Raw genomic sequence first — 15,030 nt, 5'->3', positions numbered from 1 at the left:
AGTTTGTTCCCTTTAGTCCTCTACTTAATGAAACCTTTATAATGACGTTTTACAAGCTGTGACTCTAGTTGCTTCATTGTATCTAAGGCAACACCTACAACGATTAGTAAACTCGTTCCACCAATTTGAGCTGATGGCGGTAAGTTTGCAATATTAATGAATAAAACTGGAAGTACAGCAATAGCTGCTAAGAATAAAGATCCAACTAAAGTTAAACGGTATAAAATACGTGTTAAGTATTCCTGAGTGCTTTTTCCTGGGCGGATACCCGGAACATAACCACCTTGTTTCTTTAAATTCTCAGCCATTTGTTCTGGATTAACCTGAATAAATGCATAGAAATAAGTAAAGGCGATAATAAGCACAGCATACATGATCATACCAATTGGATGCGTATAATCAAAAACTCGTTGAATCCAAAGTGTTACATCATTAGTTGGGAAAAATGATGCAACCGTTTTAGGTGTTATAATGAACGAAACCGCAAAGATAACTGGGATAACCCCTGCCGCATTTACTTTTAACGGTAAATGTGTTGACTGCCCGCCAGTTTGACTGCGTCCAGCACTCATTTTCTTCGCATATTGAATTGGAATTTTACGTAATGCTTGTTGAATAAATATAGTTCCAACTACGATAGCTACAACAGCTAGTAGAATCAGTAATACGATGATGATGTTTAGGAAAAGTTTTTCTCCAGCATTTTCAAATTGCTGAGCATAAATCTGGTTGATCGTTGTTGGAATACCAGCAACAATCCCACCAAAGATAATAATGGAGATACCATTCCCTACACCTTTCTCAGTAATCTGTTCACCTAACCACATAAGGAAAGCTGTACCAGCAGTTAAAACAATTGAAATCAATGCATACGTACCAAATCCAGGGTTTTCAATTAATTGGCCACTGGCAATGTTATTAAAGCCATATGACATACCAAAGGCTTGAATTAAACCAAGCACAATAGTGAAATAGCGGGTAAACTGAGCTAGTTTACGACGTCCTACGTCTCCTTGTTTGGACCATTCCGTAAATTTAGGCACGACGTCCATTTGTAATAACTGAACGATGATTGATGCTGTAATATACGGCATGATTCCCATTGCTAGGATCGAGAAGTTTTTTAACGCTCCACCGCCGAATGTATTTAGAACACCGAATACGCTCATCTGATCTTGTGCAGCTAAGATATCGGCATTTACGTTTGGAACAGGAATAAATGTCCCAAGACGGAATACGATTAACATTAAAAGGGTGAATACGATCTTTCGTCTTATATCACCCACGCGCATAAAATTGGAGATTGTCTGAAACATTACAACACCTCAGTTTGACCGCCAGCAGCTTCAATCGCTACTACAGCAGATGAGGAGAATTTGTGAGCTTTAACTGTCAACTTTTTCTCTACATTACCTTTAGCAAGAATTTTGATTCCTGCTTTTTCACTTTTAACAATACCAGTTTCGATTAATAGTTCAGGTGTTACTACTGTACCATCTTCAAAACGGTTTAAAGTGTCAAGGTTTACTACTGCAAATTCTTTACGATTAATGTTAGTAAATCCGCGTTTCGGTAAACGTTGGAATAATGGTGTTTGACCACCTTCAAATCCTAGACGAACACCACCACCGGAACGAGCGTTCTGACCTTTATGACCTTTACCAGCAGTTTTTCCTTGACCAGAACCGATACCACGTCCTAAACGCTTACGTTCTTTACGAGAACCTTCTGCAGGTTTTAATTCATGAAGTTTCATTTGGGCACCTCCTTATTGTTAAGAAAGATCAATTAAAGTTCTTTAACCGTGACAAGATGAGCAACTTTATTGATCATTCCACGGATAGCCGCGTTATCTTGTTGCTCAACAGTTTGGTTTGTTTTGCGTAGTCCAAGTGCTATGACTGTGTCACGTTGATCTTGTGAACGACCAATGACACTGCGAGTGAGGGTAATTTGTAATTTATTTGCCATTATATTTCCCCTCCTTAACCTAATATTTCTTCTACTGATTTACCACGTAGTTTTGCTACGTCTTCAGCACGTTTTAGTTGTTTTAATCCGTCCATAGTAGCACGAACCATATTAATAGGAGTGTTAGTTCCTAATGATTTAGAAAGAATATCTTGTACACCAGCTAATTCTAGTACAGCACGAACTGGTCCACCAGCGATAACTCCACAACCTTCAGCAGCAGGCTTTAAAAGAATTTCACCAGCACCGAAATGTCCAATTACTAAATGTGGAAGAGTTGTTCCAACCATTGGTACTTCGATTAAGTTCTTCTTTGCATCTTCAATTGCTTTACGGATCGCATCAGGTACCTCTTGTGCTTTACCAGTACCAAAACCAACGTGACCGTTTTTATCTCCAACTACTACAAGAGCAGAGAAACGGAAACGACGTCCACCTTTAACAACTTTAGCTACACGATTAACCGTAACTACGCGTTCTTCAAGTTCAAGTTTGTTTGGATCAATACGACGCATCTTTGTGTGTCCCTCCTTTGACTATTAAAATTGTAAGCCGTTTTCGCGAGCAGCGTCAGCTAATGCTTGAACGCGTCCGTGATATAGATATCCACCACGGTCAAACACGACAGCCGTAATACCTTTTTCTACCGCACGTTTAGCAACTAATTCTCCGACCTTTTGTGCTGCATCAACGTTCTTTGTAGATTCAAAAGTTAATTCTTTATCTAAAGTAGAAGCACTAGCAATAGTTACTCCGTTAACATCGTCAATAACTTGAGCATAAATGTGTTGATTTGAACGGAACACATTTAGACGAGGACGAGCTTCAGTACCGCTAAGTTTCGCACGAACACGAGCGTGTCTTTTCTTGCGAGTAGCGTTTTTATCAAGCTTCGTAATCATTTACGTCACTCCTTTCGTTTACTTATGCGGCATTACTTACCAGTTTTACCTTCTTTACGACGAACAAATTCGCCTTCGTAACGGATCCCTTTACCTTTATAAGGCTCTGGCGGACGAACATCACGAATGTTAGCTGCTAACGCACCAACACGTTCTTTGTCAGTACCACGGATTGTGATCTTTGTATTTGAAGGAACTTCGATTTCTAAGCCTGGTTCAGCTTCGAATTCTACCGGATGAGAGTAACCTACGTTTAATACAAGCTTGTTACCTTGCTTTTGAGCACGATATCCAACCCCGATTAACTCAAGGTTTCTAACGAAACCATTAGATACACCTTCAACCATGTTAGCGATAACGGCACGAGTTGTACCATGTAAAGCACGGTGTTCCTTAGCGTCAGATGGACGAGAAACAGTAATTACGTTCTCCTCAACCGCAACGGTAATTTCAGGGTTAAAAGTACGAGATAACTCACCTTTTGGCCCCTTCACTGTAACATTACCATTATCATTTGTTAATGTAACTCCTGTTGGAAGTTCAATTGGTTTTTTACCTATACGAGACATTTAGTGCACCTCCTATCATTTCAAAAAACTTTTACCAAACGTAAGCTAATACTTCTCCACCAGCTTGTTTAGCACGAGCTTCTTTATCTGTTAAAACACCTTGTGAAGTAGAAACTAGAGCGATACCAAGACCGTTAAGTACACGAGGTACTTCTGTTGATTTCGCATAAACACGTAATCCTGGCTTACTAATACGCTTCAAACCAGTAATAACACGCTCATTATTTGCACCGTATTTTAAGAAGATACGGATAATACCTTGTTTATTGTCTTCGATATATTCAACATCACGAACGAAACCTTCACGCTTAAGAATTTCAGCGATCTCTTTTTTCATGTTAGAAGCAGGTACTTCTAACTTCTCGTGACGCACCATATTCGCATTACGAATGCGAGTAAGCATATCTGCAATTGGATCTGTCATGACCATTTGTTTTTACCTCCTTCCCAGAATTGGGTTTTACCAGCTAGCTTTTTTCACACCAGGAATTTGTCCTTTGTATGCTAATTCACGGAAACAAATACGGCAAAGCTTAAATTTACGGTATACAGAGTGTGGACGTCCGCAACGCTCGCAACGTGTATACTCTTGAACCTTAAATTTCTGAGTGCGCTTTTGTTTCACAATCATTGACTTTTTAGCCACGATTTCGCCTCCCTCTATTTACTTTTGGAATGGCATTCCGATTTGCGTTAACAGTTCACGAGCTTCTTCATCAGTGTTAGCTGTAGTAACGATAACGATATCCATACCACGAACCTTGTTTACTTTATCGTAATCAATTTCAGGGAAGATCAATTGCTCTTTAACACCTAAAGTGTAGTTTCCACGTCCGTCGAATGCCTTTTTAGATACACCACGGAAGTCACGTACACGTGGTAGAGATACTGATACTAATTTATCAACAAACTCATACATGCGCTCGCCGCGAAGTGTTACTTTCGCTCCGATTGGCATACCTTCACGTAAACGGAAACCTGCGATTGATTTCTTTGCACGAGTTACAACTGGCTTTTGACCAGTGATAGTTGCTAGTTCTTCAACGGCAACATCTAATGCTTTTGCGTTTTGAACTGCATCACCAACACCCATGTTAATTACGATTTTGTCTAAAGCAGGAACTTGCATCACTGATTTATAGTTAAACTTGCTCATTAGAGCAGGAGTAATTTCGTTAATATACTTTTCTTTTAGGCGGTTCATCCATAGTACCTCCCTTCTTTATTGACTATTTATCAAGAACTTGACCAGATTTTTTTGCTACGCGCACTTTCTTACCATCAACTGTAGTATAACCAACACGTGTTGGTGTTCCAGTTTTAGGGTCGATAGGCATAACGTTTGATACATGGACAGGTGCCTCTTGGCTAATGATTCCGCCTTGCGGATTAGCTTGTGAAGGTTTTGAGTGTTTTTTCACCACGTTGATTCCTTCTACGAGTACACGACTCTGTTTAGGATAGGCTTCAAGGATTACTCCTGTTTTGCCTTTATCCTTACCGGAGATGACCATTACTTTGTCACCTTTTTTTACATGCATCTTGCGCACCTCCTTAAAGGCATAAATATTTATTATAGTACTTCTGGAGCTAAAGAAACGATTTTCATAAAGTTGCTATCGCGTAGTTCGCGGGCAACTGGGCCAAATATACGAGTTCCACGTGGGCTCTTGTCATCTTTGATGATTACACATGCGTTTTCATCGAACTTAATGTAAGTACCATCTTTACGACGTGCGCCGCTTTTAGTACGAACAATAACCGCCTTAACAACATCACCTTTTTTAACAACGCCACCTGGTGTTGCTTGTTTCACTGTACAAACAATAATGTCACCAATACCAGCTGTTTTACGGCCAGAACCACCTAGTACTTTAATAGTAAGAACTTCACGTGCACCAGAGTTGTCAGCAACCTTTAAACGACTTTCTTGTTGGATCATGTGTGTAACCTCCCTTCGGAATAATGCTTATCCGAACAATTAAATAATAACTGCTTTTTCTACAACTTCTACTAAACGGAATCGTTTTGTAGCTGAAAGTGGGCGTGTTTCCATTATACGAACCACGTCGCCTGCTTTTGCTTCGTTTTGCTCATCATGAGCTTTAAACTTTTTAGAGTACTTTACGCGCTTACCGTAAAGAGGATGCTTTTTGTATGTTTCTACAAGAACAGTGATCGTTTTATCCATCTTGTCAGAAACAACGCGTCCAGTATAAACTTTGCGTTGGTTGCGTTCACTCATTTGCGAACCTCCTCCCCAATTATCGATTGTTAACGCCGATTTCTCTTTCACGAATCACAGTTTTCATGCGAGCAATCGCTTTGCGCACTTCACGAATGCGAGCTGTATTTTCAAGTTGTCCAGTCGCTAACTGAAAGCGAAGGTTGAAAAGCTCTTCTTTTAATGATTTTACTTTTTGTTCAATTTCGGCAGTGGTAAGTTCTTTAATTTCATTAGCTCTCATTTGATTCACCACCAATTTCTTCACGTTTTACAAACTTACATTTTACAGGAAGTTTGTGTGCTGCTAGGCGCAATGCTTCACGAGCGATTTCTTCAGAAACACCTGCAACCTCAAACATAATTCTTCCAGGTTTTACAACCGCTACCCATCCTTCAGGTGCCCCTTTACCGGAACCCATCCGCACTTCTAGAGGCTTAGCTGTATATGATTTGTGAGGGAAAATTTTAATCCAAACTTTTCCTCCACGCTTCATGTAACGAGTCATCGCAATACGCGCAGCTTCGATCTGACGGTTAGTAATCCAAGAAGCTTCTGTAGCTTGTAAGCCGAATTCACCGAATGTTACTTCAGTGCCGCCCTTAGACTGACCGCGCATATTTCCGCGATGTACACGACGATATTTTACGCGTTTTGGTAATAACATATTATTTGCCTCCTTCCACAGTTTTCTTCTTCGTAGGAAGGACCTCGCCACGATAAATCCATACTTTTACGCCAAGTTTACCGTAAGTTGTATCTGCTTCAGCATGTGCATAATCGATATCTGCACGTAGAGTATGAAGTGGAACTGTTCCCTCGCTATAATGTTCTGAGCGAGCAATATCTGCTCCGCCTAAACGACCAGATACCATTGTTTTAATTCCTTTAGCGCCAGCACGCATTGCACGTTGAATAACTTGCTTTTGTGCACGACGGAAAGAAACACGATTTTCTAATTGACGAGCGATATTTTCTGCAACTAATAGTGCATCCATATCTGCTTTTTTGATTTCAAGAATGTTTATGTGTACACGCTTGCCAGTTAGTTCGTTAAGTGCTTTACGAAGTGCTTCCACTTCAGTACCGCCTTTTCCGATAACCATACCAGGCTTCGCAGTGTGAATAGTAACATTTACACGGTTTGCAGCACGCTCAATTTCAACTTTAGAAACTGAAGCATCTTTCAAACGCTTTGTGATGTACTGACGAATTTTGATGTCTTCGTGCAAAAGATCAGCATAGTCTTTACCAGCGTACCATTTGGATTCCCAATCACGGATGATCCCGATACGCAAACCGACTGGATTTACTTTTTGACCCACAGCTTATCCCTCCTTCTTTTCTGATAAAACGATAGTGATATGGCTAGTACGTTTGTTGATTTGGCTAGCACGGCCCATTGCGCGCGGACGGAATCTCTTTAAAGTCGGTCCTTCGTCAACGAATGCTTGTGAAATCACTAAACTATTTACATTCATTTCATAATTGTGCTCAGCGTTAGCCAATGCGGATTTTAATACTTTTTCCACGATTGGAGAAGCTGCTTTAGGTGTTAGGTTTAAAATTGCTACCGCTTCACCAACTTGCTTACCTCGAATTAAGTCAACCACTAAACGTGCCTTACGAGGAGCAATACGAACTGTTCTTGCAACAGCTTTAGCTTGCATGAAAATGCCTCCTCTCATTAGCGTCTTGTTTTCTTGTCATCATTACCATGGCCTTTGTAAGTACGAGATGGAGCGAATTCTCCAAGCTTGTGACCTACCATGTCTTCAGTAACGTATACTGGCACATGTTTACGACCATCATAAACCGCGATTGTATGGCCGATAAATTGTGGGAAGATCGTAGAACGGCGTGACCAAGTTTTTACAACTTGTTTGCCTTCAGTTTCATTTAACTTTTCGATCTTAACCATTAAATGGTCATCAACAAATGGTCCTTTTTTCAAACTGCGACCCATGATAGTACCTCCCTTCGTGACTGTTCTACGGTTCTTAGCGCGAACCGTAGGATAATCACGTTATTTTTTACGACGACGTACGATGAACTTGTCGGATTTATTCTTCTTCTTACGAGTTTTGAATCCAAGAGTTGGTTTACCCCAAGGAGACATTGGAGATTTACGTCCGATTGGTGATTTACCTTCCCCACCACCGTGTGGGTGATCGTTAGGGTTCATTACAGATCCACGTACAGTTGGGCGTTTACCTAACCAACGACTACGACCTGCTTTACCAATTTTAATTAATTCGTGTTGTTCGTTACCAACTTGACCTACAGTAGCACGACAAGTAGCAAGAATCATACGAACCTCACCAGAATTTAAACGAACTAGAACGTACTTTCCTTCTTTACCAAGAACCTGTGCAGAAGTACCAGCAGAACGAACTAATTGTCCACCTTTACCTGGTTTTAATTCAATATTGTGGACAACAGTACCCACTGGAATGTTCACTAATGGTAAAGCATTACCTACTTTAATATCAGCATCTGGACCTGACATTACTTCAGTTCCAACTACTAAATTTTTAGGAGCTAGGATATAACGCTTTTCTCCATCAACATAATTAATTAGTGCAATATTTGCAGAACGGTTTGGATCATACTCAACTGTAGCAACGCGTCCTGGAATGCCATCTTTATCACGTTTAAAATCAATGATACGGTATTGACGCTTATGGCCTCCACCTTGATGACGAACAGTTAACTTACCTTGATTATTACGGCCACCTTTTCTCTTAACAGGTGCTAATAAAGATTTTTCTGGTGTGCTAGTTGTGATTTCTGCGAAATCAGAAGTAGTCATACCACGACGACCGTTGGAGGTAGGTTTGTACTTTTTAATCGCCATTCTATTTCCCTCCTCTTCTAGTGAATGTATTATGCTTCAAAGAATTCGATTTCTTTGCTATCAGCAGTTAATTTTACGATTGCTTTTCGGCGTTTGTTAGTGTATCCGCCAAATTTACCCATACGCTTGAATTTACCTTTATAGTTCATGATGTTTACTTTCTCAACATCAACGCCAAAGATTGTTTCAACAGCATCTTTAACTTGAGTTTTGTTAGCTTTCACATCAACTTCAAACGTATATTTCTTTTCAGTCATTAAATCAGTCGAGCGTTCAGTGATTACGGGGCGCTTAATGATATCGCGTGCATCCATTATGCAAGCACCTCCTCTACTTTTTCAACTGCAGCTTTCGTCATGATTAATTGATCATGATTTAAAACATCTAAAACATTAATGCCATTTGCAGTTACTACAGTAACACCTGGGATGTTACGAGCAGATAATGCAACATTCTCATCTAAATCTGCAGTTACGATTAAAGCTTTTTTCTCAATTGAAAGCCCCTTTAATACTGAAGCAAATTCTTTTGTTTTTGGTGCCTCGAATGCTAAGTTGTCTAATACCATTACGTTTTCTGCTAAGACTTTTGAAGATAAAGCAGATTTAATTGCTAAACGACGAACTTTCTTCGGTAACTTGTAGCTATAGCTACGTGGTGTTGGACCGAATACGATTCCACCTCCACGCCATTGTGGTGAACGGATAGAACCTTGACGTGCACGACCAGTTCCTTTTTGTTTCCATGGTTTACGACCACCACCACGTACTTCTGAACGGCCTTTTACTTTATGATTTCCTTGACGTAATGATGCTCTTTGCATAACAACCGCTTCAAAAAGAACATGGTTATTAGGCTCGATACCAAATACGGAATCATTTAATTCGATTTCGCCAACTTGACTACCTGTTTGGCTAAATAATGCTACTTTCGGCATTTCGTTTTTCCTCCTTTCTTTGGAAAGTTATTATGCTTTTACCGCACCTTTAACTTGAACTAATCCTTTTCTAGGTCCTGGAACATTTCCTTTTACTAATAAAAGGTTACGTTCAACATCAACCTTAACGATTTCAAGGTTTTGTACAGTTACTTGTTCTCCACCCATGCGGCCAGCTAATTTCTTACCTTTGAATACGCGGTTTGGAGCTACAGGTCCCATTGAACCTGGACGACGGTGGTAACGAGATCCGTGGGCCATTGGTCCACGAGATTGTCCGTGGCGTTTGATAACACCTTGGAATCCTTTACCTTTTGAAACTCCTGTTACATCTACGATATCGCCTGTAGCGAAAATTTCAACTTTGACTTCCTGACCAACCTCATATGCTGCTAAGCCTTCTCCGCGAAATTCTTTAACGAAGCGCTTAGGAGCAGTGTTAGCTTTAGTAGCATGGCCTTTTTCTGGCTTATTAGATACCTTTTCACGTTTAGTTTCAAATCCTACTTGAACTGCTACATATCCATCAACTTCAGTTGTTTTCTTTTGTAGAACAACGTTATCAGCTGCTTCAATTACAGTTACTGGGATAAGATCTCCGTTATCAGCAAACACTTGAGTCATACCAATTTTTCTTCCTAAGATTCCTTTGGTCATTAGTCACACCTCCTGTTTTCTCTTATATATTTCATTATAATTTAATTTCGATATCTACACCTGACGGTAAGTCTAAACGCATTAATGAATCAACTGTTTGTGGAGTTGGATTCACGATATCAATTAGACGTTTGTGAGTACGCATCTCGAATTGTTCACGAGAATCTTTGTACTTATGAACCGCACGAAGAATTGTATAAATTGACTTCTCAGTCGGTAATGGAATCGGGCCAGATACAGCCGCACCAGAACGTTTTGCAGTTTCTACAATCTTCTCAGCTGATTGATCTAGAATTCTATGATCATACGCCTTTAAACGGATACGAATTTTTTGTTTTGCCATTACTTTCCCTCCTTTTCGCCTATTTTACTATAGACATTCTCAGTGAAAATTTCCCACACACTCGCCATGGCAAAGCGGCCGGGTGTGTCAGCAACCTTCCACATCATCGCAGTCAAAGACCAACATTGTCTATTATACATAAAACATAAATCAATTGCAACAATTAATTTGATATTAATATTACAAACTTATGTTTCGCACTTTTTCTATTATATCTACTCATTTACACAAATTCAATAGAAGAATGGAATCGCCAAAAATTACAATTATTTTGATAGGTTTTTGCTGGCGTTTTAGGGAGCGATTATTATATAGAAGAAACTCGGATAATATTGTAATTTTGTTCATTGTTTTTTGTAGTTTTGAGTGGCTTTGTAGATGAATTTTGAGTGTTATTGTTGTAGGTTAGAACAATATTGGACCATTGATTGACATTTGATCAGGATTTCTTTTGGTTTTTCCTTCAACTCCCTTGTGAAGGACATTTCACTCTCTTTTTCTGCTTGATTTGTCCTTCATCTACCCTATGAAGGACATTTCACTCTAATCTCCACTAGCTTTGCCCTTCAAAAAACCCTCACGATACTCCCCCTATAAAAATGCACAAAAAAAGCAGATGGCGTCCCATCTGCTTTTTTATATATAACTAATAATTACTCAGTGATAGAAGCAACTACGCCAGCGCCTACTGTACGTCCACCTTCACGGATTGAGAACTTTGTTCCTTCTTCAACAGCAACAGGAGCAATTAGTTCAACAGTCATTTCGATGTTGTCACCAGGCATAACCATTTCAACGCCTTCTGGAAGATTACAGATTCCAGTAATATCAGAAGTACGGAAATAGAATTGTGGACGGTAGTTAGTGAAGAATGGAGTATGACGTCCACCTTCTTCTTTAGATAAAACATAAACCTCAGCTTTGAACTTTGTGTGAGGAGTGATTGATTTTGGCTTAGCTAATACTTGACCACGTTCGATTTCTTCACGAGAAACCCCACGAAGAAGTGCACCGATGTTATCACCAGCTTCTGCATAATCAAGAAGCTTACGGAACATTTCTACACCTGTAACAGTAGTAGATTTTGGCTCTTCAGTGAAACCTACGATTTCAACTACGTCTCCAACTTTAACTACTCCACGCTCAACGCGTCCAGTAGCAACTGTTCCACGACCAGTGATTGAGAATACATCCTCAACAGGCATCATGAATGGCTTTTCAGTATCACGAGCTGGAGTTGGGATATACTCATCAACAGCGTTCATTAATTCAACAACTTTTTCTTCCCATTCAGCTTCGCCTTCTAATGCTTTAAGAGCTGAACCTTTGATTACTGGAATGTCGTCGCCAGGGAATTCATATTCTGATAATAGATCACGAATTTCCATTTCAACTAATTCAAGAAGCTCTTCATCGTCAACCATGTCACACTTGTTCATGAATACTACAAGGTGAGGTACACCTACTTGACGAGATAAAAGGATGTGCTCACGAGTTTGTGGCATTGGACCGTCAGTTGCAGATACAACTAGGATACCGCCGTCCATTTGAGCAGCACCAGTGATCATGTTTTTAACATAGTCAGCATGTCCTGGGCAGTCAACGTGTGCATAGTGGCGAGTTTCTGTTTGATACTCAACGTGAGAAGTATTAATTGTGATTCCACGTTCTTTTTCTTCTGGAGCTCCGTCAATTTGGTCATAACTTCTAGCTTCTGCACCACCAGCTTTTGCAAGTACTGATGTGATAGCAGCAGTTAAAGTTGTTTTACCATGGTCAACGTGACCGATAGTTCCGATATTTACGTGTGGCTTTGAGCGATCGAATTTAGCTTTACCCATTAGGAAAATCCTCCTTTAAATTTTAAGGTTTTATATATTTATGTAAGCAAGAAAAAGGGTTGTCCTTCTTCTTGCTTCATAGCTTACATTAGTAGTTATACTTTAAAGGTGATTGAAAATCAATTATTCACCTTTATTTTTTTTAATGATTTCTTCAGAGATTGATTTTGGAACTTCTTCGTAGTGATCGAAGTGCATGGAGAATACTCCACGACCTTGTGTACTTGAACGAAGAGATGTTGCATAACCAAACATTTCTGAAAGTGGAACCATTGCACGAACTACTTGCGCATTACCACGAGCGTCCATACCTTCAACGCGTCCACGACGTGCTGTGATTTGGCCCATAATATCCCCTAAGTATTCTTCTGGGACAATTACTTCGACTCTCATAACCGGCTCTAAGATTACTGGGCTACATTTAGAAGCAGCATTCTTAAGCGCCATTGAAGCAGCGATTTTAAACGCCATTTCAGAGGAGTCAACATCATGGTAAGATCCATCAAATAGACGAGCTTTAATATCAACTAGTGGATAACCAGCAAGTACTCCACGATCAAGTGCGTCTACAAGACCAGCTTGAACTGCAGGAATATATTCACGAGGTACTACTCCACCGACGATACCGTTAACGAATTCGAAGCCTTTACCTTCATCATTTGGAGAGAATTCGATCCAAACATGTCCGTATTGTCCGCGTCCACCTGATTGACGAGCAAACTTTCCTTCTACAGAAGCAGAAGCACGGAAAGTTTCACGATAAGCAACCTGTGGAGCACCAACATTAGCTTCCACCTTGAATTCACGACGCATACGGTCAACAATGATATCTAAGTGAAGTTCACCCATACCAGCGATGATTGTTTGTCCAGTTTCCTGGTCTGTATGTGCACGGAAAGAAGGATCTTCTTCTTGAAGCTTTTGTAAAGCAGTAGACATTTTGTCTTGGTCTGCTTTTGATTTTGGTTCAACAGAAAGCTGAATTACAGGCTCTGGGAAAATCATTGATTCTAAGATTACAAGGTTCTTATCATCACATAATGTATCACCAGTAGTCGTATCTTTCAGACCAACTGCTGCAGCAATGTCACCAGCATAAACCTTTGAGATTTCTTGACGGCTATTTGCATGCATTTGCAGAATACGTCCTACACGCTCACGCTTACCCTTTGTAGAGTTTTGAACATATGATCCAGACTCTAAAGTACCAGAGTAAACACGGAAGAACGTTAATTTACCAACATAAGGGTCTGTCATAACTTTGAATGCAAGAGCTGAGAATGGCTCACTGTCATCTGAATGACGTTCTACTTCTTCATCTGAATCCGGTAGAATACCTTTAATTGCAGGTACATCTAATGGAGATGGAAGATAGTCGATTACTGCATCTAGCATTAATTGAACACCTTTGTTTTTGAATGCTGATCCACAAATTACTGGGTAGAATTCAACGTTAGTAGTACCTTTACGAATAGCAGCTTTAATCTCTTCGATAGTAAGCTCTTCTCCACCTAAGTACTTCTCCATTAATTCTTCATCTAATTCAGCAACAGCTTCTACTAATTTTTCACGCCATTCTAATGCTAAGTCCATGTACTCAGCAGGAATTTCACCTACTTGAATATCTGTACCTAAGTCATTTGAATAGAATGTAGCTTTCATTTCAACTAAATCAATAATTCCTGAGAATTGGTCTTCAGCACCGATTGGTAACTGAATTGGATGAGCGTTAGCTTGTAAACGGTCATGAATTGTTCTAACCGAATACAAGAAATCCGCGCCGATTTTGTCCATTTTGTTAACGAATACTACACGTGGTACACCGTAAGTTGTTGCTTGACGCCAAACTGTTTCAGTTTGAGGTTCAACACCAGACTGTGCATCAAGTACAGCAACCGCTCCATCAAGTACACGTAGGGAACGCTCAACTTCAATTGTGAAGTCTACGTGTCCTGGAGTATCAATGATGTTTACGCGATGGCCTTTCCAAGAAGCAGTTGTTGCAGCAGAAGTGATTGTAATTCCGCGCTCTTGTTCTTGCTCCATCCAGTCCATTTGAGAAGCACCTTCATGTGTTTCACCAATTTTGTGGATTTTACCAGTGTAATAAAGTACACGCTCAGTAGTAGTCGTTTTACCAGCATCAATATGAGCCATGATACCGATATTACGAGTATTTAATAAGGAGAACTCTCTTGCCATTGGGTATTTCTCCTTCCTAATAAGGATAGTATAGTTTTGAAGGTTATTCTACCAACGATAGTGAGCAAACGCTTTGTTCGCTTCAGCCATCTTGTGTGTATCTTCGCGTTTCTTAACAGATGCACCAGAGTTGTTAGCTGCATCAAGAATCTCATGTGCTAAACGCTCTTCCATTGTTTTTTCTCCGCGTTTACGAGAATAGTTTACTAACCAACGAAGACCAAGTGTTGTACGACGGTCTGGACGCACCTCAACTGGTACTTGGTAGTTTGCTCCACCTACACGGCGTGCTCTTACCTCTAGTACTGGCATGATGTTCTTAAGTGCTTGGTCAAAAACTTCCATTGGTTCTTTGCCCGTGCGTTCACGGATAATTTCAAATGATGAATAAAGAATAGCTTGAGACTTACCTCTTTTACCGTCTACCATCATTTTGTTAATTAAGCGAGTAACTAACTTTGAATTGTATAACGGATCTGGTAAAACGTCTCTTTTTGCTACAGGACCTTTACGTGGCATTTTATTT

General features: G+C 40.0%; 25 protein-coding genes. All 25 read right to left on the bottom strand.

What is annotated here, in order from left to right; genetic code table 11:
* Positions 1-20 precede the first annotated feature (20 nt).
* The 25 genes from secY to rpsG all read right to left on the bottom strand — a co-directional run bounded on the left by secY (position 21) and on the right by rpsG (position 15,023).
* Positions 21-1,316 carry a preprotein translocase subunit SecY gene (gene secY, locus LRP83_RS18990; RefSeq protein ID WP_230498283.1) on the bottom strand — a complete coding sequence of 432 codons (1,296 nt, stop codon included), beginning with the start codon at positions 1,314-1,316 and terminating at the stop codon, positions 21-23.
* The gene (rplO, locus tag LRP83_RS18985; protein WP_230498282.1) at positions 1,316-1,756 is read right to left on the bottom strand and encodes a 50S ribosomal protein L15; all 441 of its coding nucleotides are present in this window, start codon (positions 1,754-1,756) and stop codon (positions 1,316-1,318) included. Before rplO ends, secY begins: the two co-directional genes overlap by 1 nt.
* Positions 1,757-1,788: 32 nt before the next feature.
* Complete coding sequence (gene rpmD, locus LRP83_RS18980; protein ID WP_230498281.1) at positions 1,789-1,971, bottom strand: 50S ribosomal protein L30; 183 nt, start codon at positions 1,969-1,971, stop codon at positions 1,789-1,791.
* Between the two features lie 14 nt (positions 1,972-1,985).
* Positions 1,986-2,486, bottom strand: a complete 501-nt coding sequence (gene rpsE / locus LRP83_RS18975) for a 30S ribosomal protein S5 (protein WP_230498280.1) — start codon at positions 2,484-2,486, stop codon at positions 1,986-1,988.
* A 24-nt stretch (positions 2,487-2,510) separates the two neighbouring features.
* Positions 2,511-2,873, bottom strand: coding sequence for a 50S ribosomal protein L18 (rplR, locus tag LRP83_RS18970; RefSeq protein WP_230498279.1), 363 nt, complete (start codon positions 2,871-2,873; stop codon positions 2,511-2,513).
* A gap of 32 nt (positions 2,874-2,905) precedes the next feature.
* Entirely contained in the window at positions 2,906-3,442 is a 537-nt protein-coding gene (gene rplF / locus LRP83_RS18965; RefSeq protein WP_230498278.1) for a 50S ribosomal protein L6, read from the bottom strand.
* A gap of 31 nt (positions 3,443-3,473) precedes the next feature.
* Positions 3,474-3,872 carry a 30S ribosomal protein S8 gene (rpsH, locus tag LRP83_RS18960; RefSeq protein ID WP_230498277.1) on the bottom strand — a complete coding sequence of 133 codons (399 nt, stop codon included), beginning with the start codon at positions 3,870-3,872 and terminating at the stop codon, positions 3,474-3,476.
* A 30-nt stretch (positions 3,873-3,902) separates the two neighbouring features.
* Positions 3,903-4,088 (bottom strand): type Z 30S ribosomal protein S14, encoded by a 186-nt coding sequence (locus tag LRP83_RS18955; protein WP_230498276.1) that lies wholly within the window; start codon positions 4,086-4,088, stop codon positions 3,903-3,905.
* Between the two features lie 18 nt (positions 4,089-4,106).
* Complete coding sequence (gene rplE / locus LRP83_RS18950; protein ID WP_230498275.1) at positions 4,107-4,646, bottom strand: 50S ribosomal protein L5; 540 nt, start codon at positions 4,644-4,646, stop codon at positions 4,107-4,109.
* Positions 4,647-4,671: 25 nt separating this feature from the next.
* Positions 4,672-4,983, bottom strand: coding sequence for a 50S ribosomal protein L24 (gene rplX, locus LRP83_RS18945; protein WP_230498274.1), 312 nt, complete (start codon positions 4,981-4,983; stop codon positions 4,672-4,674).
* Between the two features lie 32 nt (positions 4,984-5,015).
* Entirely contained in the window at positions 5,016-5,384 is a 369-nt protein-coding gene (gene rplN / locus LRP83_RS18940; RefSeq protein WP_230498273.1) for a 50S ribosomal protein L14, read from the bottom strand.
* Positions 5,385-5,423: 39 nt separating this feature from the next.
* A complete protein-coding gene (rpsQ, locus tag LRP83_RS18935) occupies positions 5,424-5,687 on the bottom strand; it encodes a 30S ribosomal protein S17 (RefSeq protein WP_230498272.1) in 264 nt (87 codons plus the stop codon).
* 19 nt (positions 5,688-5,706) lie between these two features.
* Complete coding sequence (gene rpmC / locus LRP83_RS18930) at positions 5,707-5,910, bottom strand: 50S ribosomal protein L29 (protein ID WP_230498271.1); 204 nt, start codon at positions 5,908-5,910, stop codon at positions 5,707-5,709.
* Positions 5,900-6,334, bottom strand: a complete 435-nt coding sequence (rplP, locus tag LRP83_RS18925) for a 50S ribosomal protein L16 (RefSeq protein WP_230498270.1) — start codon at positions 6,332-6,334, stop codon at positions 5,900-5,902. Before rplP ends, rpmC begins: the two co-directional genes overlap by 11 nt.
* 1 nt (position 6,335) lies before the next feature.
* On the bottom strand, positions 6,336-6,992 hold the full coding sequence (gene rpsC / locus LRP83_RS18920) for a 30S ribosomal protein S3 (protein WP_230498269.1): 657 nt from the start codon (positions 6,990-6,992) through the stop codon (positions 6,336-6,338).
* Positions 6,993-6,995: 3 nt separating this feature from the next.
* A complete protein-coding gene (rplV, locus tag LRP83_RS18915; RefSeq protein ID WP_230498268.1) occupies positions 6,996-7,337 on the bottom strand; it encodes a 50S ribosomal protein L22 in 342 nt (113 codons plus the stop codon).
* Between the two features lie 17 nt (positions 7,338-7,354).
* Positions 7,355-7,633, bottom strand: coding sequence for a 30S ribosomal protein S19 (gene rpsS, locus LRP83_RS18910; RefSeq protein WP_230498267.1), 279 nt, complete (start codon positions 7,631-7,633; stop codon positions 7,355-7,357).
* 60 nt (positions 7,634-7,693) lie between these two features.
* A complete protein-coding gene (gene rplB, locus LRP83_RS18905) occupies positions 7,694-8,524 on the bottom strand; it encodes a 50S ribosomal protein L2 (protein WP_230498266.1) in 831 nt (276 codons plus the stop codon).
* A 29-nt stretch (positions 8,525-8,553) separates the two neighbouring features.
* The gene (gene rplW, locus LRP83_RS18900; protein ID WP_230498265.1) at positions 8,554-8,838 is read right to left on the bottom strand and encodes a 50S ribosomal protein L23; all 285 of its coding nucleotides are present in this window, start codon (positions 8,836-8,838) and stop codon (positions 8,554-8,556) included.
* Positions 8,838-9,461, bottom strand: coding sequence for a 50S ribosomal protein L4 (gene rplD / locus LRP83_RS18895; protein WP_230498264.1), 624 nt, complete (start codon positions 9,459-9,461; stop codon positions 8,838-8,840). Before rplD ends, rplW begins: the two co-directional genes overlap by 1 nt.
* A 30-nt stretch (positions 9,462-9,491) precedes the next feature.
* Positions 9,492-10,118: a 50S ribosomal protein L3 gene (gene rplC, locus LRP83_RS18890; RefSeq protein ID WP_230498263.1), complete on the bottom strand. Its 627-nt coding sequence runs from the start codon at positions 10,116-10,118 to the stop codon at positions 9,492-9,494.
* A 34-nt stretch (positions 10,119-10,152) separates the two neighbouring features.
* Positions 10,153-10,461 (bottom strand): 30S ribosomal protein S10, encoded by a 309-nt coding sequence (rpsJ, locus tag LRP83_RS18885; protein ID WP_009336571.1) that lies wholly within the window; start codon positions 10,459-10,461, stop codon positions 10,153-10,155.
* 653 nt (positions 10,462-11,114) lie between these two features.
* On the bottom strand, positions 11,115-12,302 hold the full coding sequence (tuf, locus tag LRP83_RS18880) for an elongation factor Tu (RefSeq protein WP_230498262.1): 1,188 nt from the start codon (positions 12,300-12,302) through the stop codon (positions 11,115-11,117).
* 123 nt (positions 12,303-12,425) lie between these two features.
* Positions 12,426-14,504, bottom strand: a complete 2,079-nt coding sequence (gene fusA / locus LRP83_RS18875) for an elongation factor G (protein WP_230498261.1) — start codon at positions 14,502-14,504, stop codon at positions 12,426-12,428.
* Between the two features lie 48 nt (positions 14,505-14,552).
* Positions 14,553-15,023 carry a 30S ribosomal protein S7 gene (rpsG, locus tag LRP83_RS18870; RefSeq protein WP_230498260.1) on the bottom strand — a complete coding sequence of 157 codons (471 nt, stop codon included), beginning with the start codon at positions 15,021-15,023 and terminating at the stop codon, positions 14,553-14,555.
* Positions 15,024-15,030 lie beyond the last annotated feature (7 nt).

The sequence above is a fragment of the Pseudoneobacillus rhizosphaerae genome (assembly GCF_917563885.1).
In the GTDB taxonomy this organism is placed as follows: Bacteria; Bacillota; Bacilli; order Bacillales; family Cytobacillaceae; genus Pseudoneobacillus; species Pseudoneobacillus rhizosphaerae.
This window is presented reverse-complemented; position numbering and strand designations above follow the sequence as displayed.

Coding starts and splice junctions, on each gene's coding strand:
- secY (WP_230498283.1), bottom strand. CDS start 1,316: ATGTTTCAGACAATCTCCAATTTTATGCGCGTGGGTGATATAAGACGA.
- rplO (WP_230498282.1), bottom strand. CDS start 1,756: ATGAAACTTCATGAATTAAAACCTGCAGAAGGTTCTCGTAAAGAACGT.
- rpmD (WP_230498281.1), bottom strand. CDS start 1,971: ATGGCAAATAAATTACAAATTACCCTCACTCGCAGTGTCATTGGTCGT.
- rpsE (WP_230498280.1), bottom strand. CDS start 2,486: ATGCGTCGTATTGATCCAAACAAACTTGAACTTGAAGAACGCGTAGTT.
- rplR (WP_230498279.1), bottom strand. CDS start 2,873: ATGATTACGAAGCTTGATAAAAACGCTACTCGCAAGAAAAGACACGCT.
- rplF (WP_230498278.1), bottom strand. CDS start 3,442: ATGTCTCGTATAGGTAAAAAACCAATTGAACTTCCAACAGGAGTTACA.
- rpsH (WP_230498277.1), bottom strand. CDS start 3,872: ATGGTCATGACAGATCCAATTGCAGATATGCTTACTCGCATTCGTAAT.
- rplE (WP_230498275.1), bottom strand. CDS start 4,646: ATGAACCGCCTAAAAGAAAAGTATATTAACGAAATTACTCCTGCTCTA.
- rplX (WP_230498274.1), bottom strand. CDS start 4,983: ATGCATGTAAAAAAAGGTGACAAAGTAATGGTCATCTCCGGTAAGGAT.
- rplN (WP_230498273.1), bottom strand. CDS start 5,384: ATGATCCAACAAGAAAGTCGTTTAAAGGTTGCTGACAACTCTGGTGCA.
- rpsQ (WP_230498272.1), bottom strand. CDS start 5,687: ATGAGTGAACGCAACCAACGCAAAGTTTATACTGGACGCGTTGTTTCT.
- rpmC (WP_230498271.1), bottom strand. CDS start 5,910: ATGAGAGCTAATGAAATTAAAGAACTTACCACTGCCGAAATTGAACAA.
- rplP (WP_230498270.1), bottom strand. CDS start 6,334: ATGTTATTACCAAAACGCGTAAAATATCGTCGTGTACATCGCGGAAAT.
- rplV (WP_230498268.1), bottom strand. CDS start 7,337: ATGCAAGCTAAAGCTGTTGCAAGAACAGTTCGTATTGCTCCTCGTAAG.
- rpsS (WP_230498267.1), bottom strand. CDS start 7,633: ATGGGTCGCAGTTTGAAAAAAGGACCATTTGTTGATGACCATTTAATG.
- rplB (WP_230498266.1), bottom strand. CDS start 8,524: ATGGCGATTAAAAAGTACAAACCTACCTCCAACGGTCGTCGTGGTATG.
- rplW (WP_230498265.1), bottom strand. CDS start 8,838: ATGGATGCACGCGATATCATTAAGCGCCCCGTAATCACTGAACGCTCG.
- rplD (WP_230498264.1), bottom strand. CDS start 9,461: ATGCCGAAAGTAGCATTATTTAGCCAAACAGGTAGTCAAGTTGGCGAA.
- rplC (WP_230498263.1), bottom strand. CDS start 10,118: ATGACCAAAGGAATCTTAGGAAGAAAAATTGGTATGACTCAAGTGTTT.
- rpsJ (WP_009336571.1), bottom strand. CDS start 10,461: ATGGCAAAACAAAAAATTCGTATCCGTTTAAAGGCGTATGATCATAGA.
- tuf (WP_230498262.1), bottom strand. CDS start 12,302: ATGGGTAAAGCTAAATTCGATCGCTCAAAGCCACACGTAAATATCGGA.
- fusA (WP_230498261.1), bottom strand. CDS start 14,504: ATGGCAAGAGAGTTCTCCTTATTAAATACTCGTAATATCGGTATCATG.
- rpsG (WP_230498260.1), bottom strand. CDS start 15,023: ATGCCACGTAAAGGTCCTGTAGCAAAAAGAGACGTTTTACCAGATCCG.